Source organism: Pseudomonas sp. zfem001 (genome assembly GCF_032621725.1).
Taxonomy (GTDB): domain Bacteria; phylum Pseudomonadota; class Gammaproteobacteria; order Pseudomonadales; family Pseudomonadaceae; genus Aquipseudomonas; species Aquipseudomonas sediminis.
Map to the genome: position 1 here is coordinate 45,359 of NZ_JAVYJI010000005.1, position 21,489 is coordinate 66,847.

Genomic DNA, 21,489 nt, shown 5'->3' on the forward strand with positions numbered 1-21,489 from the left:
CCATGTACCGTTGGTTGTTGCTCGTGATGCTCAGTGCTGCGGCCATGCCTGGCATGGCCCAGCAGACCGTCGACCCGGTCGTGTTCAAGGCCCTGAATGCGGCGCAGGCGGCGCAGCAGAAAGGTGACTACGCCGCCGCCCGACGCGCGCTTGATGAGGCCAAGGTCAAGAGCGGCAGCCTTGAGGAGGCACTGGTCTGGCGTAGCAAGGCCTACGTGGCCTGGTCTGCCGGTAACAACGGCCAGGCCATCGACTGGCTGGACAAGGCCGTGCGCAGCGGCAAACTGGACGCGGAGATGCTTGCTGGCGAGCGCCTCAATCTGGCCAAACTCAACCTGGGCGAGCGCCGCTACGCCAAGGTCGTCGAGTTGCTGGCGCCGAATCAAGGCAATGCCTCCGAGGAGGTGCTGCAGATGCTGGTGCAGGCCTATCAGGGCATGAACCAGCCGGCCAAGGCGTTGCCGCTGGCCGAGCGATACGTGCAGGCCAATCCCAACGCCGCCGATATCTGGCTGCAGTTTCTGGTGGGTGCCAATGCCGACCTGAAACGTTATGCCCAGGCCGAGCGCTGGCAGCGTCAGTTGCTGTCGCGCCAGCCGAACGATGCCAAGGGCTGGCGTCAGCTGGCTGGCCTGCAGCAGATGGCCGGCAGTAATGACAAGGCGCTGGCGACCCTGCGTGCGGCGCACAGCAAGGGCCTGCGCTTCAGTGAATCCGAGCTGGACAACCTGGTGCTGCTCGCCGGCGCTGCGGATCAGCCCTGGCAGGGCGCCAAGCTGCTGGCCGGTATGCTCGACAGTGGTCTGCTGGCCAACACCGCCGCGCGCCAGGAGCGCCTGGGGCTGTTCTGGTGGCAGGCGCGTGATCGTTCTGCCGCGGTGCGCGTGCTGCGCCCGCTGGCCGAGCGCAGTGGCAACGGTAAGCACTGGCTGTACGTCGCTCAGCTGGAGCTTGAGCAGTCGCGCTGGCAGGCCGGGCTGGATGCGCTGGCGCGTGCCGAGCGTGGTGGTGCCGAGCGAGCCAAGGTGCGCTCCTGGCGGCAATGGGCGGAAAGCGAGCTGCGCTTCGAGCGGGAGAACCGGGTCGCCAGTCGCAGTTGAGTCGTTCTCGGTGCGCACGGCGCACCCTACGTGGGTGACCGCCGCCTGTAGGGTGCGCCGCGCGCACCAAGTAAAAAGCCAGACTCCAGGGTCTGGCTTTTTTGTTGTAGGCGCGGCGGGCGGTGTTCCGATTTATCCGCGAATCTTTTCGCGGCTGAAGCCGCTCCTACAGTCACACCTATGAATGCCCGGCAGGGTCAGCTATCCGGCAATTCGTAGGCGTAGATCTTGTCCGCTTCCATCTGATAACCAACTTCGGCCAGCTCGCTGCTGACATGTTCGGTTTTCAGCGGGCCTTCCACCCAGAACGGTTGGTACAACGCGTCGAGCAATACGCCGAGCTCGCTGGTGACGTGGACGATCTGGTTCGAGGGCGGTGGTGGTACGTGAATGCAGGCGCCGAAGTAGGGCACCAGCAAAAACTCCACCACCCGGCCTTCGTCAGTCACATCCAGCGGCACGATATAACCGGGCAGCTTCACCTGCTGACCATTGAGCTCCTTGACCACTGGTGCGGCCGGCGATTGCTGCATGGCGGCCGGGCCGGATTCGGCCAGCGCGTCGGCCAACTGCGAAAGATCGTGGATCGGCGCGGGGTTGATGACCTGCGGCGGAGCATCCGGTGGAATCAGCTCGGACCAGGTGAGTTCGCGCACATCAGCGGCGGCCAGCGGCAGTGCCAGGCTCAGCAGCAGGGTGGCGAGCAGGGGACGGGACATGAGGAACCTCATAGTAAGAACGCCTGCGCAGTGTACGACAGGCGCTCTCAACTTTCCCTCAGAGCCTGATCGACAGCCCATCGGCCAACGACTGCCGATAGGCCCGCCAGGCCGGCACGCTGCCCATCGCCACGGCTGCGGCGAGAATGCCACCAAGTAGTTTCAATTCGTAACTCGACGGAGCATTGAGTGCCAGATACAGGCCGTAATTGGCCTGGACGAAGCCCTGGCTACCGGCGATGCCCAGATAGAGCAGCGCGACACCGAAGGCCACGCCGGCCAATGCCAGGGCGAAGGCCTCCAGCACCAGTAGACTGGCGATATGCCAGGGGCGGGCGCCTACCGAGCGCAGAATGGCCATCTCCCGGCGGCGCTCGTTGAGACTGGTGAGGATCGCCGTGAGCATGCCGATCAGGCCGGTCAGCACGACGAACAGCGAGACCACGAACAGTGCTTTTTCGGCCGTACCCATCAGGCTCCACAGCTCCTGCAGGGCGACACCCGGCAAGATCGCCAGCAGCGGCTCACCGCGGAATTCATTGATCTCGCGCTGCAGGCTGAAGGTCGCGATCTTGCTATTGAGACCCAACATGAACGCGGTGATTTGCTTCGGCTGCAGGTCCATGGCGCGTGCCTGGTCGGCGCTGATCTGCGCCGCGCCGCGTGCTGGCATGCCGTTCTGCCAGTCGATGTGCAGCGCCTCCATTCCTGCCAGGGAAATGTGCAACGTGCGATCGACCGGTGTGCCGGTGCGTTCGAGGATGCCGACCACGGTGAACGGCTTGTCATCATGCTTGACCAGGCTGATGGTGGCGACGCCGTGTGCTAGGACGATCTTCTCGCCCAGGCCGTAGCCCAGCGCTTGGGCCACTTCCGCGCCGAGCACTACCTCGAACGGATCGTCGGCAAACTCGCGGCCCTGGGCCAACTTCAGCGCCTGGCTGCGGGCGTAGCGGTAGTGCTCGAAATAGGCGGTGCTGGTGCCCATGACTCGATAGCCGCGGTGCGAGTCACCGAGGGAAATGGGGATGGCCCACTTCACCTGACGGTGGTTGGCGAAGTGCTCGAAACTGTCCCAGCGGATGTTGTTGGTGGCGTTGCCGATGCGGAACACCGAGTAGAGCAGCAGGTTCACGCTGCCGGAGCGGGCGCCGACGATCAGGTCGGTGCCACTGATGGTGTTGGCGAAGCTGGCGCGGGCTTCAGTACGTACACGCTCCACGGCCAGCAGCAGGCACACCGAAAGGGCGATGGCGAATACCGTGAGCAAGGCGGTGAAACGGCGGTTGCCCAGGCTGGCCAGGGCGATGCGGATCAGGTGCATCTCAGGCCTCCTGTGGGCGTGTGGCGCGGTTGAGTTCGGCCAGCGACAGGTTGCGGTCGAACAGCGAAGCCAGGCTCTGGTCGTGGCTGACGAATAGAAGGCTGGCGCCGGCAGCGCGGCATTCGGCGAAGAGCAATTGCAGGAAGGCCTCGCGGGCGTCGAAGTCCAGTGCCGAGGTCGGTTCGTCGGCGATCACCAGTTCCGGCTGGCCGATCAGTGCGCGAGCGGCGGCGACCCGCTGTTGCTGGCCGATGGACAGTTCGTCGGCGCGGCGGCCGAGCAGGTCGGCGCGCAGGCCGAGATGGTCGAGCAGCGCTGCTGCGGCGGCATCGATGCTGCCGTGGCGCTGGCGTGCGCGTTCGGCACGCAGGCCCGAGAAGCGGCAGGGCAGCTCGACGTTCTCGCGCACGGAAAGAAATGGCAGCAGGTTGAACTGCTGGAAGATGTAGCCAGTGTGGTCGACGCGAAAACGGTCGCGGGCACCGGCGGAGAGTTGGCCGAGGTCCTGGCCGAGCAGGCGGATATGGCCGCTTTGCGCACGTTGTACGCCGCCGAGCAGGCCGAGCAGGGTGGTTTTGCCGCTGCCACTGGGGCCTTTGAGAAACAGGGTCTCACCGCGTGCCAGGGTGAAGACGGGGATATCCAGCAGCTGCGACTGGCCGGGCCAGGCGAAGCCGAGATTGGCGAGTTCGATCAGAGGTTCGGTCATTGTCTGCTGCGTGTCGGGAGAAGGCGTTTATTGCCGGAGCGAGGGGCGCTCACTCCGGCAATGAGACGTGGCAGGTCAGAAGCTCAAGCGTGGCTGGGACGGCGTCAGTTCCACGCCCTGCTGACCATTTGGGCCTATCAGTTGTACCTGAATCTTCTCGGTGGCGGGGAAGCGTTTGAACAGTTCGGCGAGATCCAACTGTTTCAATTCGTTGGCCTTGGCGCATTCGAAGCGATAGTGCGCATGGATGTCGCTGTGCTCGCCTTCATGATCGTGATCGTGATCGTGATCGTGATCGTGGTCAGCGTCGCCGAACAGTGGGCTTTCCAGTTCGACCTGGGTGGCCTTGCAATCGCCGCTGTTCAGGGCGAACAGGCTGATGGGCTGCTCCAGTTCACGCTTGGCGGCGGCGACCTTGGCCTTGTCGGCATCGCTCTTGGCGGCATGTTCGAAGCCCACCAGGTTCATTGCCGGGCTTTCGAGCTGCAGCTCCAGCAGGTTGCCGTCCAGTGCTGCGTTGAGGCTGGCGACGCCGTGTTCGTGGGCACCCAGGCTGTCGTGGGAATGTTCGTGGTCGTGATCATGGCCGTGTTCATGGGCCTGGGCGGCGACCAGTGGCAGCAGGGCGAAGGGCAGGGCGAGCAGCAGGTGGCGCATGGGTGTCTCCAGCGTAGGTTAGATTTAATTGTTACGTTATAACAACTTTTGTGGCGGGCTGGCCAGCGCGTAGGGGGCGTGGGAGCATGCAGCTTCCTGACTGGAGGCTGAACATGATGCGAATACGTGGGCGCATTGGCGACTGGCCGGTGGACCTGACGCTGGAGCTGGATAACGAGGACTGGGTGCAACTGGCGCAGCATGTGGCTGTTACGCCGACACCCAGCGTAGCGGCAGCGACTGCCGCAACTGACGCGGGTGATGCGCTGTGGCAGGCAGCACTGCAGCTGGTGCGCGATGCAGGGCAGGTGGAAGGGCCGAAGCTGATGGCGCAGCTGGCCGCGCTGGCAGGTGGCGAGGCCGCTGGCAAGCGCTTGCTGGTGCGTCTGCGTCATTGCGAGCAGATCCGCATGGAAACCGGCGCGGATGCGCCGATCTATCACTGGCAGGAGTAATTGTTCAGGCTGCCAGGGTGTCGTAGGGCGCCCTGCTGTGAGCAGCGAAACATGAGCGGTTTCATCGGAGGTGCGCACGGCCTAGGCGGCCCCGCGACACCCTACAAAGGCCATCCGTGTCAGGCCGGAGCCTTATCTGTGTCGCCGTAGGGTGCGCCGCGCGCACCGAACATCACCTGCTTGATCTGGCGAGTAACCGATGCGTAAGGCGCGCCCTCCGGCGAGCGAGATCCCACGCTGGATCAGTAGATCGCCTGATACAGCTTGCGGCGGTAAGTGGTGACCAGCGGGTGATCGCCGCCGAGCAGGTCGAACACTTGCAGCAGGGTCTTGTGCGGCAGGCCTTCGCTGTAGCTGCGGTTACGCACGAACAGCTTGAGCAGGCCGTCCAGCGCCGCGTCGTACTGCTGGCGCGCCAGTTGTTGCACGGCCAGCTGATACAGCGCCTCGTCGTCCTCTGCGTTCTGCGCCAGGCGGCTTTTCAGCGTGGCGGCGTCTGGCAGGTCAGCGGCCTGACGCAGGAAGGTCAATTGCGCCTTGGCACCGGCCAGTGCCTGCTTGTGCTCGTCACCCTTGACGGCGTTGAGCACAGTTTCCGCCTCGCCCAGCTCGCCGCGCTCGGCCAGGCAGCGCGCGTAGAGGATCAGCGCTGCAGCATTTTCGTTGTCTTCGGTCAGCACCTGCTTGAGCAGTGTTTCGGTCTCGGCAAAACGGCCTTCGGCGAACAGCGCCTGAGCGGCCTCCATCGGGTCGGCGGCGGTAGGAGCCGGTTCTGCGACATGAGGCTTGAGCATCTCGCGGATCGCCGCTTCCGGCTGGGCGCCGGCGAAGCCATCCACAGGCTGACCGTCCTTGAACAACACCACGGTGGGCAGGCTGCGAATGCCGAAACGCATGACGATGTCCTGCTCGATATCGCAGTTGACCTTGGCCAGCAGCAGCTCACCGGCATATTCCTCGGTGATCTTCGCCAGCATTGGCATCAGCGCCTTGCACGGTGCGCACCACTCGGCCCAGAAGTCCACCAGCACAGGTTTGTGGAAGGAGTTCTCGATCACCAGTTGCTCGAAGTTGGCGGCGCCGGAGATGTCGAAGATGTAGGGGGAGTCGCTCATGGTCGGTCTCGAAAAACAGGGCAATGGTCTATTAATGCGGGCACTGCCGCGCGGTTACAAGGGGCGCACGGCGTGATACAGGCTGACTTCGCGGAATTCGGCGGGCTCGGCCAGGTCTGGCCAGGTGCAGCCGTCCAGCAGTGCCAGGCGCTGGTACAGCGGATGCTGGAAATCCTTGACCCGCGAATCGGCCACCAGGGCCTGACGCCCGCGGATGAGAAAGTGGTCGAGCAGCGGCAGGTTGGCGCGATCGTAGAGCACGTCGGCGACCAGGATCAGGTCGTAGCGATCCGCTTCGGCGAAGAAATCGTCCGAGTAGTTCAGCGTCACGCCGTTGAGTGCGGCGTTGGCGCGGCTGGCGGCCAGCGCCAGTGGGTCGAGGTCGCAGGCCACCACTTCTGCCGCACCGGCCTTGGCCGCGGCGATGGCCGCTACGCCGGAGCCCGCGCCGAAATCCAGCACGCGCTTGCCGCGTACCCATTCGGGGCGCTCGGCGAGCCAGCGTGCCAGCACCAGGCCGCTGGCCCAGCAGAAGCACCAGTAGGGCGGCTCTTCGAGGATGCGCCTGGTTTCCTCAGGGTTGAAGGCGCGCTCCATGTTGCTGGCATCGATCAGCCACAGGGCGATATCTGTACCGGGCAGTGTTTCGGCCACCAGGCGGGCATCGCCGAGTAATTCGCTGAGCGCATGCTGCAGCGGTGCGGGTGGTTTCATGGCGCCGGCACCAGATGCAGCGGGCCAAGGTCCTGGTCGTTCAGTTCAGCGATGGTGCGTGCCGGCAAGCGCTGTACCAGGCGTCCGGATTGACTGACGCGGCCGCGCAGTTCCAGGCGCAGGTCCTGAGGCGCCTGCTGCGTGTTCAGGGGCAGATGGAACGGCAGCGCTTCGCCGTCGCCACGCAGATGAACCTGGCCAAGCAAGGCACGCGGGCGACCGCGCATGTCTACGCCCAATAATGCGAGGTCGACATCGGCGCCTACGGCGACGCCAAGCAATTCGCCGCGCAGGCCTGGGCCCTGGATCGGTGCAGCGATGGGTTCTGCCTGTACAGGTGCTGGGGTGGGTGGCGGCGCAGTGCTCGTGGGCTCGCCGGCGCAGGCAGCAAGCAGGCCGCTCAGGGCAATGGGTAGGAGGGGCAGATATCGATTCATGGCAGGTTCTGCTTTTGACGGGGCATGGGCATAGCTTAATTTGTCTTGCCGCCGTAAGCAGGTGATCTCAAGGCTCCTTACATTTTTCAATGACGTGCTATGCGCTACCATGGCGACTTTGCCGCCATTCGTCAGCCCTCACCATGCATTGTCCGTTCTGCGCTGCCAACGACACCAAGGTCATCGATTCCCGTCTGGTCGCCGAAGGCGATCAGGTCCGCCGCCGCCGCGAATGCGTGGCCTGCGGTGAGCGCTTCACCACCTTCGAAACTGCCGAGCTGGTGATGCCGCGCCTGATCAAGCAGGACGGCAGCCGCCAGCCTTTCGACGAAGAAAAGCTGCGCGCCGGCATGCAGCGCGCGCTGGAAAAACGCCCGGTGAGCGTCGAGCGCCTGGAAGAGGCCATCGCCCGTATCAAGCAGCAACTGCGCGCCACTGGCGAGCGCGAGGTGAAGTCACTGGTGCTGGGTGAGTTGGTGATGACCGAACTGAGCAAGCTCGACGAGGTGGCCTATATCCGCTTCGCCTCGGTCTACCGCCGTTTTCAGGACCTCAACGAATTCCGCGAGGAAATCGAACGCCTGGCCCGCGAGCCGTCGAAAAGCCGATGAGCGAACGCGACCAATTCTTCATGGCGCGCGCCCTGCGGCTGGCGCGCAAAGGCCTGTACTCCACCCATCCCAATCCACGAGTCGGCTGCGTCATCGTGCGTGATGGCGAGATCGTCGGCGAAGGCTGGCATGCCCGTGCCGGTGAGCCGCACGCCGAGGTGCACGCACTGCGCCAGGCCGGCGACAAGGCGCGTGGCGCAACGGCGTACGTGACACTGGAGCCCTGCAGCCATCATGGGCGCACGCCGCCCTGCGCCGATGCGCTAGTCGCCGCCGGTGTCAGCCGGGTCGTCGCGGCGATGCAGGACCCCAACCCGCAGGTGGCCGGCAGTGGCCTGCTACGCCTGGCCCAAGCCGGTATCGAGGTCGCCAGTGGCGTACTGGAAAGCGAGGCGCGAGCGCTCAATGCCGGTTTCATCAAGCGCATGGAGAGCGGGTTGCCGTTCGTGCGGGTCAAGTCGGCGATGAGCCTGGATGGCCGCACTGCCATGGCCAGCGGCGAGAGTCAGTGGATCACTGGCCCGGCGGCGCGCGCGGAGGTGCAGCGTTTACGCGCGCAGTCCAGCGTGGTGCTCAGTGGCGCCGACACCGTGCTGGCAGACGATGCCCGGCTGACGGTGCGTCCCGACGAGCTGGGATTGGGGGTCGAAGCCACCTTCATGGCCGCCTCGCGACCACCGCTGCGGGTGTTGGTCGATGGTCGTCTACGCGTGCCGCTGAGCAAAGCCTTCTTCCAGGCTGGTCCGGCGCTGGTGGCCACCTGTGCGGCTGCCGCCGCCCGTGATCGCTATCTGGCCGATGGTCACGAACTGCTCGCCGTACCGGGCAGCAATGGTCACGTCGACTTGCGCAAGTTGCTGCTGGAGCTGGCCGGCCGTGGCGTCAACGAAGTGCTGGTGGAAGCCGGGCCGCGTCTGGCCGGCGCCTTCGCCCGTTCCGGCTTGGTGGATGAGTACCGCATCTTCGTCGCGCCCAAGCTGCTCGGCTCCAGTGCGCGGCCGCTGTTCGAATTGCCGCTCAACCGCATGGCCGAAGCGCCGGAGTTGCAGATTCTCGATATTCGCGCCGTCGGCGACGACTGGCAGATCACCGCGGTACCCAAGGCCAGATAGCGCACGGGCCATGCGTCGCGGCGATAAATGTGATAAAACGCCACGCGGTCATTTCACATGGCCGCAACGTTCTCAGGGCGGGGCGAAATTCCCCACCGGCGGTGATGGTTCGTAGAACCTAGCCCGCGAGCGCTCGCCACGGCACCTGCCATGCGAGGTCCAGCAGACCCGGTGTGATTCCGGGGCCGACGGTATAGTCCGGATAAAGAGAGAGCGGGATTCCCTCCACGGGCGCCTCGTGCGTGTCCGCGAAATCCCTATCGATCGGCATTGCCCTGTTTTTGACCAAAACAGGAGTTCGTCCATGCTGTTCAGCAATACCTTCAACGTGAAACCGGAGGGCTTATGTTCACCGGCATAATCGAAGCCATCGGCAGTATCCGCGCCATGACGCCCAAGGGCGGCGACGTGCGCGTCTACGTGGCCACCGGCAAGCTCGATCTGGGTGACGTCAAGCTCGGCGACAGCATCGCCGTCAACGGCGTGTGCCTGACCGCAGTGGAACTCCCCGGCGACGGCTTCTGGGCCGACGTCAGCCGCGAGACGCTGGCGCGCACCGCCTTCGTCGACCTCAAGCCCGGCAGCGCGGTGAACCTGGAAAAGGCCCTGACGCCCACCAGCCGCCTCGGCGGGCACCTGGTCAGCGGCCACGTCGACGGCGTCGGCGAGATCGTCTCGCGTGCCGATAACGCCCGCGCCGTGCAGTTCAAGGTGCGCGCCCCGCGCGAGCTGGCCAAGTACATCGCGCACAAGGGCTCGATCACCGTCGACGGCACCAGCCTGACCGTCAACGCGGTCGATGGCGCCGAGTTCGAACTGACCATCGTGCCGCACACCCTGGCCGAGACCATCATGGTCGACTACCAGGCCGGGCGTAAGGTCAATCTCGAAGTCGACCTGCTGGCGCGTTACCTGGAGCGCCTGCTGCTCGGCGACAAGGCCGCCGAGCCCAAGGCCTCGGGCCTGACCGAAAGCTTTCTCGCCGAACACGGCTACCTGAAGAATTGAGGAGACGCCCCGATGGCGCTCAACACCGCTGAAGAACTGATCGAAGACATCCGCGCCGGCAAGATGGTCATCCTCATGGATGACGAGGACCGTGAGAACGAAGGCGACATCATCATCGCCTCCGAGTGCGTCACCGCCGAGCACATCAACTTCATGGCCCGCTTCGCCCGTGGCCTGATCTGCATGCCCATGACCCGTGAGCGCTGTGAGCTGCTCAAGCTGCCGCTGATGGCGCCGCGCAACGGTTCCGGTTTCGGCACCAAGTTCACCGTCTCCATCGAGGCGGCTGAAGGTGTGACCACCGGCATTTCCGCCGCCGACCGTGCACGCACCGTGCAGGCTGCAGTAGCGCGCAATGCGGTGGCCGAGGATATCGTCAGCCCTGGCCACATCTTCCCGCTGATGGCCCAGCCCGGCGGCGTGCTGGCCCGTGCCGGCCACACCGAAGCGGCCTGCGACCTGGCGCGCATGGGCGGTTTCGAGCCGAGCGGGGTGATCTGCGAGATCATGAACGACGATGGCACCATGGCCCGTCGTCCGGAGCTGGAGGCCTTCGCCGAGCTGCACGGCCTGAAGATCGGCACCATCGCCGATCTGATCCACTACCGCCTGATCCACGAGCGTACCGTCGAGCGCATCAGCGAGCAGCCGCTGGACACCGAGTTGGGTCAGTTCAATCTGGTGACCTACCGTGACGGCGTCGAGGACACCGCACACATGGCGCTGACCCTGGGCGCCATCTGCGCCGAAGAGCCGACCCTGGTGCGCGTGCACAACATGGACCCGCTGCGCGACCTGTTCATGGTCAACCAGCCGGGCCGCTGGAGCATGCGCGCTGCCATGGCGGAAGTGGCCAAGGCCGGTAGCGGCGTGGTGCTGCTGCTCGGCAATCCGCTGACTGGGCCGGAGCTGCTGGCACTGATCAGCCGCCAGCAGCCAGCCAACCCAGCGACCTACAGCACCGTAGGCGCGGGCTCGCAGATTCTGCGTGATCTTGGCGTGCGCAAGATGCGTCTGATGAGCTCGCCGATGAAGTTCAACGCGATATCCGGCTTCGATCTCGAAGTTGTAGAATACCTGCCGGCCGATTAACAGGCGGCTCGAAGAGCCGCATCTGATGACCCTCTGCCATTTATGGGAGAGGGTGCCCGGAGGGCGGGAGAGGGTGTTAAGGCCAACGCCTAACCCTCTCCCCCTGCCCCTCTCCCGCAAGCGGGAGAGGGGAGCAAAGCCAGCTCCCTAGGGAGCACGAATTTTATTTTCGGAGCGCACTGCCGCTCCGGCTCTTTAACCCATGTGAGACCTGTCATGACCCTGAAGACCATCGAAGGTACCTTCATCGCCCCGAAGGGCAAATACGCCCTGGTGGTAGGCCGTTTCAACAGCTTCGTCGTCGAGAGCCTGGTCAGTGGCGCCGTCGACGCCTTGGTACGCCACGGCGTGAGCGAGAGCGAGATCACCATCATCCGTGCGCCGGGTGCATTCGAGATTCCGCTGGTTACCCAGAAGGTCGCTCAGCGTGGTGAATACGCGGCGATCATCGCCCTCGGCGCGGTCATCCGTGGCGGCACCCCGCACTTCGAATACGTCGCCGGCGAGTGCACCAAGGGCCTGGCCCAGGTCTCCATGGAATATGGCGTACCGGTCGCCTTCGGCGTGCTGACCGTCGACTCCATCGAACAAGCCATCGAACGTTCCGGCACCAAGGCAGGTAACAAGGGTGCCGAAGCTGCGCTGTCTGCCCTGGAAATGGTCAGCCTGCTGGCGCAGTTGGAGGCCAAGTGAGCAACTCCGGTAACGGCCAGCCGGCCAAGAAGGGGCCCAGCGGCAAGATTCTCGCACGCCGTGAGGCCCGTACCCTGGCCATGCAGGCGCTGTATTCCTGGCACATTGCCGGGCAGCCGCTGAACGAGATCGAAGCGCAGTTTCGTGTCGACAACGATTTCAGCAAGGTCGATGGCGCTTACTTCCACGAAATTCTGCACGGCGTGCCGCGACAGAAGACCGAGCTGGACGAGGCCTTCACGCCGCTGCTTGATCGCCCGCTGGAAGAGATCGATCCGGTCGAGCTGGCCATCCTGCGCCTGTCCACCTACGAGCTGAAGAACCGCGTCGATGTGCCCTACAAGGTAGTGATCAACGAAGGTATCGAGCTGGCCAAGGTGTTCGGTGCCACTGACGGGCACAAGTTCGTCAACGGCATCCTCGACAAGCTCGCGCCCAAGCTGCGTGCGGCCGAAGTCAACGCCAACAAACGTTGAGGCCTATGGGGATGCTTGATTCACGATCTTGCGAGCTAGAGCCATGCAAGGCAAAAGCAGGCGAGGAAGCGCAGTGTGCTGTAGCACATGAGCATTCCGAGTCTGCTTTTAACGCAGCAGGGCCGACGCGCAGCAGATCGTTGCTTGCCCGTGAATGAGTTCGAGCTGATCCGTCGCTACTTCGCCGCCGCCCGTTGCGCTCAGGGTGGTGACGGCGTGGTTCGCGGTATCGGCGACGACTGCGCCCTGCTGGCGTTGCCAGCGGGCGAGCAGTTGGCGGTGTCCACCGATACGCTGGTTGCCGGGGTGCACTTTCCCAACGCCTGCGATGCCTTTCTTCTCGGTCAGCGTGCGCTGGCCGTCTCCGCCAGTGACCTGGCTGCCATGGGCGCTACGCCGCTGGCCTTTACCCTCGCGCTGACCTTGCCGAGCGCCAGTGAAACCTGGCTGGCCGAGTTCGCGTGTGGCCTGCAGCAGATGGCCGAGAACTGCTCGCTGGCGTTGGTCGGTGGCGACACCACGCGTGGCCCGCTAAGCCTGACGCTGACCGTGTTCGGCCGTGTGCCGGCCGGGCAGGCACTGTTGCGCAGCGGTGCGCAGGTGGGTGATCTGCTGTGCGTCGGCGGCGAGCTGGGTGACGCCGCTGGCGCCTTGCCGCTGGTATTGGCTCAGCGTGATGCAACGCCTGACGTCGCCGAGCCTTTGCTGGCTCGTTACTGGTCGCCGCAACCGCAACTGGCCCTGGGGCAGGCACTGCGCGGCCGAGCCACGGCAGCACTGGATATTTCCGACGGCCTGCTCGCTGACTGCGGGCATATCGCCAACGCCTCGCAGGTCGCTCTGCACATTGAGCTGGCGCGTGTGCCGCTGTCTGCAGCGCTGCGCGCCTTTGCCGGTGAAGAGCAGGCGCGGGTCTGCGCGCTCGGTGGTGGCGATGACTACCGCCTGGCCTTTACCCTACCGCCAGTGCTGTTCGCCGACATTCAGCGTGACTGGCCTGAAGTCCGGATTATCGGCCGTGTACTGAGCGGCACCGGGGTGCAGCTGCTGGACGCCAACGGCCAGCCAATGGAACCGCCGCGCGGCGGCTATCAACATTTCTGACAGGACGGAGTGCGTGTGACCGATCACCCCAACCAGGTTCCCGCCGAATACGTACCGCCCTCGGTGTGGCGCAATCCGTGGCACTTCATCGCCTTCGGCTTCGGTTCCGGCACGCTGCCCAAGGCGCCGGGTACCTGGGGCTCGCTGGTGGCGCTGCCGTTCGTGCCGCTGTGGCAGATGCTGCCGGACTGGGGCTACTGGCTGCTGCTCGGGGTCACCATGCTGTTCGGCTTCTGGCTGTGCGGCAAGGTCGCCGACGACCTGCGCGTGCACGACCATGAAGGCATCGTCTGGGACGAAATGGTGGGCATGTGGATCACCCTCTGGCTGGTGCCCGAGGGTTGGGTCTGGTTGCTGCTAGGCTTTCTCATGTTTCGTCTGTTCGACATCGTCAAGCCCTGGCCGATTCGCTGGATCGATCGCCACGTACACGGCGGTGTCGGCATCATGCTCGATGACATCATCGCCGGGGTCTTTGCCTGGCTGGCCATGCAGGGGCTGGTCTGGGCTTGGGCCAACTATGGAGCAGGGCTGGGTTTCTAAGGAGTGGGCATGCGCATGAGGCAAGTCTGGCTGGGCGCGCTGCTGATGCTGTGTGCTCTGGGCGGCGCTCAGGCTCAGAGCGAGCTGCCAGGTGAAATACGTCTGGCCAGTGAAATCTGGGAGGCCTATACCGAAGCCGACGGTACCGGCCTGGGCTGGGACGTCATGCGCAAGGTGTTCGAACCGGCGGGAGTGCGTTTGAGCATCCATAGCGTGCCTTACACCCGCTCGATCGGGTTGGTACAGCGTGACGAGGCTGATGCCTGGGTTGGGTCCTATCGTGACGAGGTCAAGGGGCAGGTGTTTTACCCCACACATCACTATGATCGAGATCAGATCGTCGCGCTCAGCCTCAAGGACAAACCCGTGCCGACCCTCGACAGCCTGGGCAAGTACCGGCTGGTGTGGGTGCGGGGCTACGGTTACGAGGAATATCTGCCGAATGTGCACGACTACCGGGAAGTGCAACGGCGTAGCGGTATCCTCGGTATGCTCGACCTGGGCCACGCAGATTTCTATATCGATGCGCGCCCCGAGGTCGACTATGTGCTGAGCCTGACTGGTAAGCCGCAGCAGTATCGCGCGACGGATCTCACGCAACTACCGCTCTATCTCGGCTTTGCCGATACGCCACGCGGGCATGCTCTGGCCGAACTCTTCGATCGGCGCATGGCACAACTGATTGCCAGCGGTGAGTTGCGACCGATCTTCGCCCACTGGCGCCAGCCCTATCCCTTCGACTAAGCCGGGAGACTTTCACACATGCAGCTTCGTTACTGTCTCGCCGCGCTGGCGCTGCTAGGTGCAAGTTCTTCCTGGGCGGCGACTCAGGTGCAGGTGGTTGGGCTGTTTCCCGGGGCGGCGGTGGTCAATGTCGATGGCCAGCGCAAGCTGGTGCGGGTCGGCCAGACTGGTCCGGGCGGGGTAGAGGTGGTCAGCGTCGACAAGCAGGGTGCGGTGCTGCGTGTCGAGGGTGTCGAGCGCGCCTATCCACTGAGTCGGGAATACAGTGCCGGTTTTGCCGAGCCGGTAAGAAAACGCCTGAGTATCGCCAAGGGGCCAGGTGGTCACTACTGGATCACCGGTTCGGTCAACGGCCAAAGCGTGCCATTCCTGGTGGATACTGGTGCCACGTCAGTTGCTCTCAACGAAGCCCAGGCGCGCCGCCTAGGCATCGACTTTCGCGTCAGTGGGCAACCGCTCACGGTCAGCACGGCCAGTGGCACGGCGCGGGGCTGGCGGGTCCGCCTGGATCGGGTCAAGGTCGGCGATATCGAGGTGCTTGGTGTCGAGGCCGTGGTGCTGGAAGGTGGCGCGCCCGCCGAAGCCTTGCTCGGCATGAGCTTCATGGGGCGTGTGGGCTGGCGCGAAGAACAAGGCATGCTCGTGCTCGAATCCAAGCTTTGAGGTTGCCATTGACCGTTTCGATACTGATGATCGGCAATTCTGACTGACCCGCCAGCGGGGGCTGCTGATACAATGCCGGCCCTGTTTCGTACTCATTGCTAGGAGTATCCGGTGTCCGTCGTGTTCGTCGCCGCCTCCCAATTGCCCACGCCCTTCGGTGTGTTCGCCATGCACGGTTTCCTCGATGAGGTCACCGGCAAGGAACATGTCGCCCTGACCTTCGGCAATGTCGCCGACGGTGCACCGGTGCTAGGGCGTCTGCACTCCGAATGCCTGACCGGCGACGCGCTGTTCAGCCTGCGTTGTGACTGTGGTGCCCAACTGCAGGCTGCGCTGCAGGCCATCGCCAACGAAGGTCGCGGCGTATTGCTGTATCTGCGTCAGGAGGGCCGGGGCATTGGTCTGCTGAACAAGATCCGCGCCTATGAGCTGCAGGACGGTGGCGCCGATACCGTGGAAGCCAACGAGCGCCTGGGTTTCGGCGCTGACCAGCGTGACTACGCCATCTGCCTGCCGATGCTCGAGCACCTGGGCATTCACAGCCTCAAGCTGATGACCAATAACCCGCGCAAGGTCAAGGCGCTGGGTGAAATGGGTATCGCCGTAGACCACCGTGTGCCACTGCAGATTGCACACAACCCCTACAACAAGCGCTATCTCGCCACCAAGGCCGGCAAGCTCGGTCATATGCTGGGCAACCAGCATCAGGGTGAGACCGAGGAGCGCCTGTGACCCGAGGCCAGGTAAAGCGGCGTCTTGCGCTGGCCTGGTGGCGTCAACTGGGCGTGGCGCTGGCGCCCTTGTTCATGTTCAACCTGCTGTTCGGCGGTGGTGGTCACACGGTCATGAGCATGCCGATGTTCATTGCCGGCCTGGCCTCGATGTTCGTCAGCCTGCCGCTGTTCTCTGCCTACAAACACGCTCTTATCGCCACCCAGAAAGCCATCGATAGTGACGAGGAACCCACTGCCTGGCTGGAGCTGGATCGTATTCGTTTGCGCGCCTTGCTTGGCGCGGCGCTGCCTGCGTGGATCGCCGCGTTGGCAGTCCTTGCTGGCCTCGAGGCGATCCCGCTGGTTCTGCTGGCGCTGTCGTCCATCGTGCTGCACAGCCTTTACCGCATTCCCCGCCAGTTGGGTTGATGCGCACGCTGCTGCTCGCGCTTTGCCTGCTGGCGTTGCCGCTGTCAGCTGCCGAGCGGGTAATCAGCCTGGCACCCTCGCTCAGTGAAATCATGCTCGACCTGGATGCTGCCGACTTGCTGGTCGGCGTGCTCGAAGGCGATGAGCGTCCCGCCGCGCTGGCGCACCTGCCCACTGTTGGTCGTTATGGTCAGCTGGAATTTGAGCGACTGCTGCAACTGGCGCCGGATCTGATCCTGATCGCACCTGGCAGCGTGCCGCCGGCGCAGCAAGCGCAGTTGCAGCGTTTCGGTATCGACCTGCTGATCGTCGAGCCGCAGCGCCTTGACCAACTCGGCGAGGCCTTCGTGCATATTGGCGAGCGAGTGGGCCGGGCCGAGCAGGGCGAGCGGCTGGCAGACGAGTTTCGCGCCGAACTGGACGCGCTGCGCCAGCGCTACCAGCGGGAGCAGCCCCTGACAGTGTTCTATCAGGTCTGGCACCAACCGCTTTACACCATCGGTGGCGAGCAATTGATCGGTGACGCCTTGCAGGTGTGCGGCGCGCGCAACCTATTCGCCGATCTACCGCAGCCGGCGCCACAGGTCAGTGTGGAGGCGGTGCTGGCGCGTGACCCGGACGTGATACTCGGCGGCAGCAATGCCGAGCTGAGCGCCTGGCAAGCCTGGCCGCAGTTACATGCCGTGCGCCTGAAACAGGTCTGGGCGGTGCCGGACAAGGGCCTGGAGCGGCCCAGCCGGCAGATGCTGGGTGCCATCAAACAGTTGTGTGAGCGGATGGCGGGGGCGCGGTAGCCCCCTCAGGTGGTGTGCACCCTACAGCGGTCGTAGGGTGCGCCGTGCGCACCAAGCTCAGAGTTGCGGTGTCCAGGTCAGCGAGAGCATGGCACTGCGGCCTTCTTCGCGGTAGCCGTAATAGCTCACGCTGCTGAAGAACGGATCATCCGGTCGGCTGTAAAGGGCCTGGGAATAGTCCTTGTCTAGCAGGTTGTCGACCTTGACCTGCCAAAGCAGTTCCTCGTCCATCTGCCAGCTCGCGCGTACGCCCAGCAGGCCGTAGCCGGCGATCTCGCGGTTGTTGGCGGCATCATCGTAGCGGCCGGAGAATGCCTGCCAGGTCATGCCGGCGGCGAACGCGCCGAACTGACGATCCAGGTCCAGGCTCAGGCTGCGCTTGGCGCGGCGCGGCAGGATATGGCCACTACTGCGGTCACGCGGGTCGAGTAGACTGGCGCCGAGGGCCACATGCCAGCCCAGCAGCTCGCGTTCGACACTCAACTCCAGGCCCTGCAGGCGCGCCTTGTTGACGTTCATTGGCGTGCTGAAGAAGGTAACCGGGTCGCTGACTACTGTGATCAGGTCCTCAACCTCGGTCCGGTAGGCCGACAGGCTCCAACGCGTATCCATGTGATCACCGCGCAGTTGAGCTTCGTAGGTTTTCGAGCGCTCCGGGGCAAGATCCGGGTTACCACCGTAGAACGAACTGGTCGGGAAGTAGAGGTCGTTGAAGGTCGGTGCATGGAAGCCCTCGCCATAGCTCAGCACTAGCTCCAGGCGTTCGGCCAGGTCCAGACTCAGCGCAGCATTCCAGGTGTTCTCACTGCCGAACTGCTGGTTGTCGTCGTGGCGCAAGCCCAGTTCGGTGGCGAAACCGTTGCCGCGATAGCGGTGCTGGGCGAAGGCTGCCCGGTTCCAGCGTTTGCTTTGGCTGAAGTCACTGTCGCTACCCAAGCGGTCCTCGTACCAGTCGAGGCCAAGTAGCACCTGGTGAGCGTCACCAAACCGCAGAGTGTTAAGCCAGCCGGCACTGTCGCGGTAAGTGTTGTAGGCGTAGTTGTTGTCGGCATTCAGCGGGTCGCGGTTTTCGCTCTTGTCCTCGCTATGACCGAGCTCCAGGCGGCTGCTCCAGTCTTTGGCGAGTTGCGCTTCGAGATGGCCGGCAATGCTGGAGACGCTGAAGCGTTCGCTGGGGTTGCCCGGATCGAAACTGAACAGGTCGTCGTACTCGCTCTCGCCACGTTGCTCGAGCAGGCTCAAGCCTCCCTTGAGACGGTCGTTGAAGCGATGATCGAGGTTTAGGTTGAAGGCCTTACGGCGCAGGCCATCGTGATCGTTGTCGTAGCCACGGCCATCTTGAGAGCGGTCGAAGCCGGCGCGTTCGACCAGGCTTGCGCCGAGATCGAAGCGGGTGCGCTGGTCACCGCCGGACATGCCTAGGCTACGCTCGAAGGTCTGTTGGCTGCCGGCGGCTAGGCGTAGGCGCGGCTGCAGGCCATCCTCGCCGCGCCGAGTGAAGATCTGGACCACCCCGCCAATGGCGTCGGAGCCGTAAAGCGCCGAGCGGGCGCCGCGCACGACCTCGATACGCTCGATTTGATCGGGGCTGAGAAACTCCAGACGGGCCAGACCGCTGGCAGCAGCATTCAGACGTACACCATCTACCAACACTAGGGTCTGATTGGCGTTGGCGCCACGTAGGAACAGACTGGTGAGGCTGCCGCGACCGCCGTTCTGCACGATAGACACACCAGGCACGCGGCTGAGCAGGTCGGGTACGCTACTGACCTGCAGACGTTCAATGTCGTCCCGCTCGAACACCGTGGTGGCAGCGGTGGCCTGAGCTTGCGGTTCGGCCAGGCGCCCGGAGGTGACGACCAGCGGCTCGGCCAGGTAGGGCTCGGCGGCCAGCGAGAGACCGGGCATGACGGCGATGGCCAGAGCCAGACGGGACAGTTTCATTCTCTTTCCTCAACGGTCGGCAGACGGTCGAGGAGGGCAGGTGCAAGCGCAGGCAGGGCAGCGCTTGACTGTGCTGCCCTCCGCAACACCAGTCGCACCGCCTTGGCCGGTCTCCGGGCTCTCGACCCGCGTCCGCCTTCCCAGGCAGGGCCCAGTGGCTGTTGGACGTGGCGCACGCTCAGCGCGTGCAGTCGATTACCGTTGCGGGGGCAGCGTCGGCATTGCTCGTGACGAGCGCACCGACTTCCCGTTTAACACTGCTTGCGCAGCGCACCCTGGCGGAACATGAATGGCGCGCACCTTAGTGCGCGCACATGTGAATCACAAGCAAGCACCGCTCATATAGCGATGAGCGGGCTTCATGCTCAGGCCTGTAGCAAACTCAGACGCTCACGTACCGCGCGTTCGATCCCCGCTTCGTCGAGGCCACATTCAGTGAGCATCTGGCTGGGCTTGGCGTGCTCGACGTAGTAGTCGGGCAGGCCCAGGTGCAGCATCGGCAGCTGGATGTTCTCGGCGGCGAAGAATTCGCTGACGGCGCTACCGGCGCCGCCCATGATGCTGTTTTCTTCGATGGTCACCAGCAGTTCGTGGCTGCCGGCCAGCTCGCGCAGCAGGGCTTCGTCCAGCGGTTTGACGAAGCGCATGTCAACCACCGTGGCATCCAGCGTTTCACCGACACGCAGAGCTTCGGCCAGTTGCACGCCGAAGGCCAGCAGGGCGATGCCCTTGCCCTGGCGGCGCACCACCGCCTTACCAATCTCCAGTGGTTCCAGGCCGGCATCGAGCGGCGCGTTGGGGCCGCTGCCGCGCGGGTAGCGCACCGCCGCTGGGCCGTCGAACAGGTGGCCGGTGGTGAGCATGCGGCGCAGCTCGTTCTCGTCGCTCGGGGTCATCACCAGCATGCCGGGGATGCAGCGCAGGTAGGAGAGGTCGAAGCTGCCGGCGTGGGTCGGGCCGTCTTCGCCGACCAAGCCGGCGCGGTCGATCGCGAACAGCACATCGAGGTGCTGCACGGCCACGTCGTGAATCAGTTGGTCATAGGCGCGCTGGAGGAAGGTGGAGTAGATCGCCACCACCGGTTTGGCACCTTCGCAGGCCATGCCGGCGGCCAGGGTCACGGCGTGCTGCTCGGCAATCGCCACGTCGAAGTAACGATCAGGAAAGCGCTCGCTGAACGCCACCAGATCCGAGCCTTCCTTCATCGCCGGGGTGATGCCGACCAGACGGTTGTCTGCCGCAGCCATATCGCACAGCCACTGGCCGAACACGTTGGAATACTTGGGGCCAGCCGGCTTTTTGGGAACCGCGCTGGGGGTGACGGGTTCGAGCTTGGTGATGGCGTGGTAGCCAATGGGGTCGACCTCGGCCGGGGCGAACCCCTTGCCCTTCTTGGTCACCACATGGAGGAACTGCGGACCGTCGAGGTCGCGCATATTGCGCAGGGTGGCGAGCAGCGTGGGCAGGTCATGGCCGTCGATGGGGCCGACGTAGTTCCAGCCCAGTTCCTCGAACAGGGTGCCTGGCACCAGCATGCCTTTGGCGTGTTCCTCTACCTTGCGCGCGATTTCCCAGGCGCCAGGCAGGCGCGAGAGGATCTTCTTGCTGCCCTCGCGCATGCTGGCGTAGGTGCGGCTGGAGATGATCTTGGCCAGGTAGTTGGACAGACCGCCGACATTCTTGGAGATCGACATGTCGTTGTCGTTGAGGATCACCAGCATGTTGGCGCCGACGTCGGTGGCGTGGTTGAGCGCCTCGAACGCCATGCCGGCGGTCAGTGCGCCGTCGCCGATCACCGCCACGCTCTTGCGCTTCTCGCCCTTCAGGCGGGCGGCGATGGCCATGCCCAGGGCCGCGCTGATGCTGGTGCTGGAGTGGCCGACGCCGAAGGTGTCGTACTCGCTCTCGCTGCGGCGCGGGAAGGCGGCCAGGCCGTCCTTCTGGCGCAGGCTGCCCATGCGCTCGCGACGACCGGTGAGAATCTTGTGCGGGTAGGCCTGGTGGCCGACGTCCCACACCAGGCGGTCATCGGGGGTGTCGAAGACGTAATGCAGGGCGATGGTCAGCTCGATCACGCCGAGGCCGGCACCGAAGTGCCCGCCGCTCTGGCCAACGCTGTAGAGCAGGTATTGGCGCAGTTCGTCAGCGAGGGTTTCCAGGTCCGCTTCGGCCAGGCGGCGCAGTTCGTCGGGCGTGTTGGCGCTGTCGAGCAGCGGCGTCAACGGGCGCTCGCGGGGGATCTCGTGGAAAGTGGTCGGCATCAGGCGAATCGTTATAGGTGTAAAAGATGCGGCAGTTTACCTGATGCCAGGAAAACAGCCCAATCTGCTGAC

Annotated in this window: 24 protein-coding genes and 2 riboswitches; of the genes, 15 read left to right on the forward strand and 9 right to left on the reverse strand. The window is 64.4% G+C overall.

The window, feature by feature from the left end; translation table 11 throughout:
- The first annotated feature begins 2 nt into the window (after nucleotides 1-2).
- Nucleotides 3-1,100 carry a tetratricopeptide repeat protein gene (locus RTH74_RS16580; protein WP_316915371.1) on the forward strand — a complete coding sequence of 366 codons (1,098 nt, stop codon included), beginning with the start codon at nucleotides 3-5 and terminating at the stop codon, nucleotides 1,098-1,100.
- A gap of 197 nt (nucleotides 1,101-1,297) precedes the next feature.
- On the opposite strand, the gene RTH74_RS16585 is transcribed toward RTH74_RS16580, so the two are convergent.
- The 4 genes from RTH74_RS16585 to RTH74_RS16600 form a co-directional block, all read right to left on the reverse strand.
- Entirely contained in the window at nucleotides 1,298-1,819 is a 522-nt protein-coding gene (locus RTH74_RS16585) for a DUF3299 domain-containing protein (protein ID WP_125881388.1), read from the reverse strand.
- 58 nt (nucleotides 1,820-1,877) lie between these two features.
- Nucleotides 1,878-3,143: an ABC transporter permease gene (locus RTH74_RS16590; RefSeq protein WP_316915372.1), complete on the reverse strand. Its 1,266-nt coding sequence runs from the start codon at nucleotides 3,141-3,143 to the stop codon at nucleotides 1,878-1,880.
- 1 nt (nucleotide 3,144) lies between these two features.
- The gene (locus RTH74_RS16595) at nucleotides 3,145-3,852 is read right to left on the reverse strand and encodes an ABC transporter ATP-binding protein (protein WP_316915373.1); all 708 of its coding nucleotides are present in this window, start codon (nucleotides 3,850-3,852) and stop codon (nucleotides 3,145-3,147) included.
- A gap of 75 nt (nucleotides 3,853-3,927) precedes the next feature.
- Complete coding sequence (locus tag RTH74_RS16600; protein WP_316915374.1) at nucleotides 3,928-4,509, reverse strand: DUF2796 domain-containing protein; 582 nt, start codon at nucleotides 4,507-4,509, stop codon at nucleotides 3,928-3,930.
- A 113-nt stretch (nucleotides 4,510-4,622) separates the two neighbouring features.
- Between RTH74_RS16600 and RTH74_RS16605 the strand changes: the two genes are divergently transcribed.
- The gene (locus RTH74_RS16605; protein ID WP_316915375.1) at nucleotides 4,623-4,964 is read left to right on the forward strand and encodes a hypothetical protein; all 342 of its coding nucleotides are present in this window, start codon (nucleotides 4,623-4,625) and stop codon (nucleotides 4,962-4,964) included.
- Between the two features lie 242 nt (nucleotides 4,965-5,206).
- Here RTH74_RS16605 and trxA read toward each other — a convergent pair whose 3' ends face one another.
- From trxA to RTH74_RS16620, 3 genes are read right to left on the reverse strand one after another with little or no spacing between them, the layout of a single operon-like run.
- A complete protein-coding gene (gene trxA / locus RTH74_RS16610) occupies nucleotides 5,207-6,079 on the reverse strand; it encodes a thioredoxin (RefSeq protein WP_064495014.1) in 873 nt (290 codons plus the stop codon).
- A gap of 54 nt (nucleotides 6,080-6,133) precedes the next feature.
- Nucleotides 6,134-6,793 carry a 50S ribosomal protein L11 methyltransferase gene (locus tag RTH74_RS16615; RefSeq protein WP_316915376.1) on the reverse strand — a complete coding sequence of 220 codons (660 nt, stop codon included), beginning with the start codon at nucleotides 6,791-6,793 and terminating at the stop codon, nucleotides 6,134-6,136.
- On the reverse strand, nucleotides 6,790-7,230 hold the full coding sequence (locus RTH74_RS16620) for a hypothetical protein (protein WP_316915377.1): 441 nt from the start codon (nucleotides 7,228-7,230) through the stop codon (nucleotides 6,790-6,792). The genes RTH74_RS16615 and RTH74_RS16620 overlap by 4 nt, the downstream gene beginning before the upstream one ends.
- A 143-nt stretch (nucleotides 7,231-7,373) precedes the next feature.
- Between RTH74_RS16620 and nrdR the strand changes: the two genes are divergently transcribed.
- From nrdR to RTH74_RS16685, 13 genes are all read left to right on the forward strand, one after another.
- A complete protein-coding gene (gene nrdR, locus RTH74_RS16625; RefSeq protein WP_003243991.1) occupies nucleotides 7,374-7,841 on the forward strand; it encodes a transcriptional regulator NrdR in 468 nt (155 codons plus the stop codon).
- Nucleotides 7,838-8,953: a bifunctional diaminohydroxyphosphoribosylaminopyrimidine deaminase/5-amino-6-(5-phosphoribosylamino)uracil reductase RibD gene (gene ribD / locus RTH74_RS16630; RefSeq protein WP_099526291.1), complete on the forward strand. Its 1,116-nt coding sequence runs from the start codon at nucleotides 7,838-7,840 to the stop codon at nucleotides 8,951-8,953. The genes nrdR and ribD overlap by 4 nt, the downstream gene beginning before the upstream one ends.
- Nucleotides 8,954-9,017: 64 nt before the next feature.
- Nucleotides 9,018-9,172, forward strand: a riboswitch (FMN riboswitch).
- A gap of 126 nt (nucleotides 9,173-9,298) precedes the next feature.
- Nucleotides 9,299-9,961 (forward strand): riboflavin synthase, encoded by a 663-nt coding sequence (locus RTH74_RS16635; RefSeq protein ID WP_017675583.1) that lies wholly within the window; start codon nucleotides 9,299-9,301, stop codon nucleotides 9,959-9,961.
- Nucleotides 9,962-9,973: 12 nt separating this feature from the next.
- Nucleotides 9,974-11,053, forward strand: coding sequence for a bifunctional 3,4-dihydroxy-2-butanone-4-phosphate synthase/GTP cyclohydrolase II (gene ribBA, locus RTH74_RS16640; protein WP_064495010.1), 1,080 nt, complete (start codon nucleotides 9,974-9,976; stop codon nucleotides 11,051-11,053).
- 216 nt (nucleotides 11,054-11,269) lie between these two features.
- Nucleotides 11,270-11,746, forward strand: coding sequence for a 6,7-dimethyl-8-ribityllumazine synthase (ribE, locus tag RTH74_RS16645; RefSeq protein WP_064495009.1), 477 nt, complete (start codon nucleotides 11,270-11,272; stop codon nucleotides 11,744-11,746).
- Nucleotides 11,743-12,222 (forward strand): transcription antitermination factor NusB, encoded by a 480-nt coding sequence (gene nusB, locus RTH74_RS16650; RefSeq protein ID WP_003463208.1) that lies wholly within the window; start codon nucleotides 11,743-11,745, stop codon nucleotides 12,220-12,222. The genes ribE and nusB overlap by 4 nt, the downstream gene beginning before the upstream one ends.
- A 150-nt stretch (nucleotides 12,223-12,372) precedes the next feature.
- Nucleotides 12,373-13,326, forward strand: coding sequence for a thiamine-phosphate kinase (thiL, locus tag RTH74_RS16655; protein ID WP_316915598.1), 954 nt, complete (start codon nucleotides 12,373-12,375; stop codon nucleotides 13,324-13,326).
- 15 nt (nucleotides 13,327-13,341) lie between these two features.
- Nucleotides 13,342-13,869 (forward strand): phosphatidylglycerophosphatase A, encoded by a 528-nt coding sequence (locus tag RTH74_RS16660; RefSeq protein WP_064495007.1) that lies wholly within the window; start codon nucleotides 13,342-13,344, stop codon nucleotides 13,867-13,869.
- A 9-nt stretch (nucleotides 13,870-13,878) separates the two neighbouring features.
- Nucleotides 13,879-14,613, forward strand: coding sequence for an ABC transporter substrate-binding protein (locus RTH74_RS16665; RefSeq protein ID WP_316915378.1), 735 nt, complete (start codon nucleotides 13,879-13,881; stop codon nucleotides 14,611-14,613).
- Between the two features lie 18 nt (nucleotides 14,614-14,631).
- Nucleotides 14,632-15,276, forward strand: a complete 645-nt coding sequence (locus tag RTH74_RS16670; RefSeq protein WP_099526296.1) for a TIGR02281 family clan AA aspartic protease — start codon at nucleotides 14,632-14,634, stop codon at nucleotides 15,274-15,276.
- 111 nt (nucleotides 15,277-15,387) lie between these two features.
- Nucleotides 15,388-16,008, forward strand: coding sequence for a GTP cyclohydrolase II (gene ribA / locus RTH74_RS16675; RefSeq protein WP_316915379.1), 621 nt, complete (start codon nucleotides 15,388-15,390; stop codon nucleotides 16,006-16,008).
- A complete protein-coding gene (locus tag RTH74_RS16680; RefSeq protein WP_316915380.1) occupies nucleotides 16,005-16,418 on the forward strand; it encodes an MFS transporter in 414 nt (137 codons plus the stop codon). The genes ribA and RTH74_RS16680 overlap by 4 nt, the downstream gene beginning before the upstream one ends.
- The gene (locus RTH74_RS16685) at nucleotides 16,418-17,212 is read left to right on the forward strand and encodes a cobalamin-binding protein (RefSeq protein WP_316915381.1); all 795 of its coding nucleotides are present in this window, start codon (nucleotides 16,418-16,420) and stop codon (nucleotides 17,210-17,212) included. Before RTH74_RS16680 ends, RTH74_RS16685 begins: the two co-directional genes overlap by 1 nt.
- Nucleotides 17,213-17,269: 57 nt before the next feature.
- On the opposite strand, the gene RTH74_RS16690 is transcribed toward RTH74_RS16685, so the two are convergent.
- Both RTH74_RS16690 and dxs read right to left on the reverse strand, forming a co-directional pair.
- Nucleotides 17,270-19,156 (reverse strand): TonB-dependent receptor domain-containing protein, encoded by a 1,887-nt coding sequence (locus RTH74_RS16690; protein WP_316915382.1) that lies wholly within the window; start codon nucleotides 19,154-19,156, stop codon nucleotides 17,270-17,272.
- 86 nt (nucleotides 19,157-19,242) lie between these two features.
- Nucleotides 19,243-19,449: riboswitch (cobalamin riboswitch) on the reverse strand.
- A 72-nt stretch (nucleotides 19,450-19,521) separates the two neighbouring features.
- On the reverse strand, nucleotides 19,522-21,417 hold the full coding sequence (gene dxs, locus RTH74_RS16695; RefSeq protein ID WP_316915383.1) for a 1-deoxy-D-xylulose-5-phosphate synthase: 1,896 nt from the start codon (nucleotides 21,415-21,417) through the stop codon (nucleotides 19,522-19,524).
- Nucleotides 21,418-21,489 lie beyond the last annotated feature (72 nt).

Excerpts from the sequence above, each read along its gene's own strand:
- RTH74_RS16620 (WP_316915377.1), bottom strand. The coding sequence starts at position 7,230 with ATGAATCGATATCTGCCCCTCCTACCCATTGCCCTGAGCGGCCTGCTT.
- RTH74_RS16580 (WP_316915371.1), top strand. The coding sequence starts at position 3 with ATGTACCGTTGGTTGTTGCTCGTGATGCTCAGTGCTGCGGCCATGCCT.
- nrdR (WP_003243991.1), top strand. The coding sequence starts at position 7,374 with ATGCATTGTCCGTTCTGCGCTGCCAACGACACCAAGGTCATCGATTCC.
- RTH74_RS16635 (WP_017675583.1), top strand. The coding sequence starts at position 9,299 with ATGTTCACCGGCATAATCGAAGCCATCGGCAGTATCCGCGCCATGACG.
- RTH74_RS16600 (WP_316915374.1), bottom strand. The coding sequence starts at position 4,509 with ATGCGCCACCTGCTGCTCGCCCTGCCCTTCGCCCTGCTGCCACTGGTC.
- ribD (WP_099526291.1), top strand. The coding sequence starts at position 7,838 with ATGAGCGAACGCGACCAATTCTTCATGGCGCGCGCCCTGCGGCTGGCG.
- RTH74_RS16685 (WP_316915381.1), top strand. The coding sequence starts at position 16,418 with ATGCGCACGCTGCTGCTCGCGCTTTGCCTGCTGGCGTTGCCGCTGTCA.
- RTH74_RS16605 (WP_316915375.1), top strand. The coding sequence starts at position 4,623 with ATGATGCGAATACGTGGGCGCATTGGCGACTGGCCGGTGGACCTGACG.
- dxs (WP_316915383.1), bottom strand. The coding sequence starts at position 21,417 with ATGCCGACCACTTTCCACGAGATCCCCCGCGAGCGCCCGTTGACGCCG.
- ribBA (WP_064495010.1), top strand. The coding sequence starts at position 9,974 with ATGGCGCTCAACACCGCTGAAGAACTGATCGAAGACATCCGCGCCGGC.
- RTH74_RS16665 (WP_316915378.1), top strand. The coding sequence starts at position 13,879 with ATGCGCATGAGGCAAGTCTGGCTGGGCGCGCTGCTGATGCTGTGTGCT.
- RTH74_RS16690 (WP_316915382.1), bottom strand. The coding sequence starts at position 19,156 with ATGAAACTGTCCCGTCTGGCTCTGGCCATCGCCGTCATGCCCGGTCTC.
- RTH74_RS16585 (WP_125881388.1), bottom strand. The coding sequence starts at position 1,819 with ATGTCCCGTCCCCTGCTCGCCACCCTGCTGCTGAGCCTGGCACTGCCG.
- RTH74_RS16590 (WP_316915372.1), bottom strand. The coding sequence starts at position 3,143 with ATGCACCTGATCCGCATCGCCCTGGCCAGCCTGGGCAACCGCCGTTTC.
- RTH74_RS16670 (WP_099526296.1), top strand. The coding sequence starts at position 14,632 with ATGCAGCTTCGTTACTGTCTCGCCGCGCTGGCGCTGCTAGGTGCAAGT.
- RTH74_RS16615 (WP_316915376.1), bottom strand. The coding sequence starts at position 6,793 with ATGAAACCACCCGCACCGCTGCAGCATGCGCTCAGCGAATTACTCGGC.
- ribE (WP_064495009.1), top strand. The coding sequence starts at position 11,270 with ATGACCCTGAAGACCATCGAAGGTACCTTCATCGCCCCGAAGGGCAAA.
- trxA (WP_064495014.1), bottom strand. The coding sequence starts at position 6,079 with ATGAGCGACTCCCCCTACATCTTCGACATCTCCGGCGCCGCCAACTTC.
- RTH74_RS16595 (WP_316915373.1), bottom strand. The coding sequence starts at position 3,852 with ATGACCGAACCTCTGATCGAACTCGCCAATCTCGGCTTCGCCTGGCCC.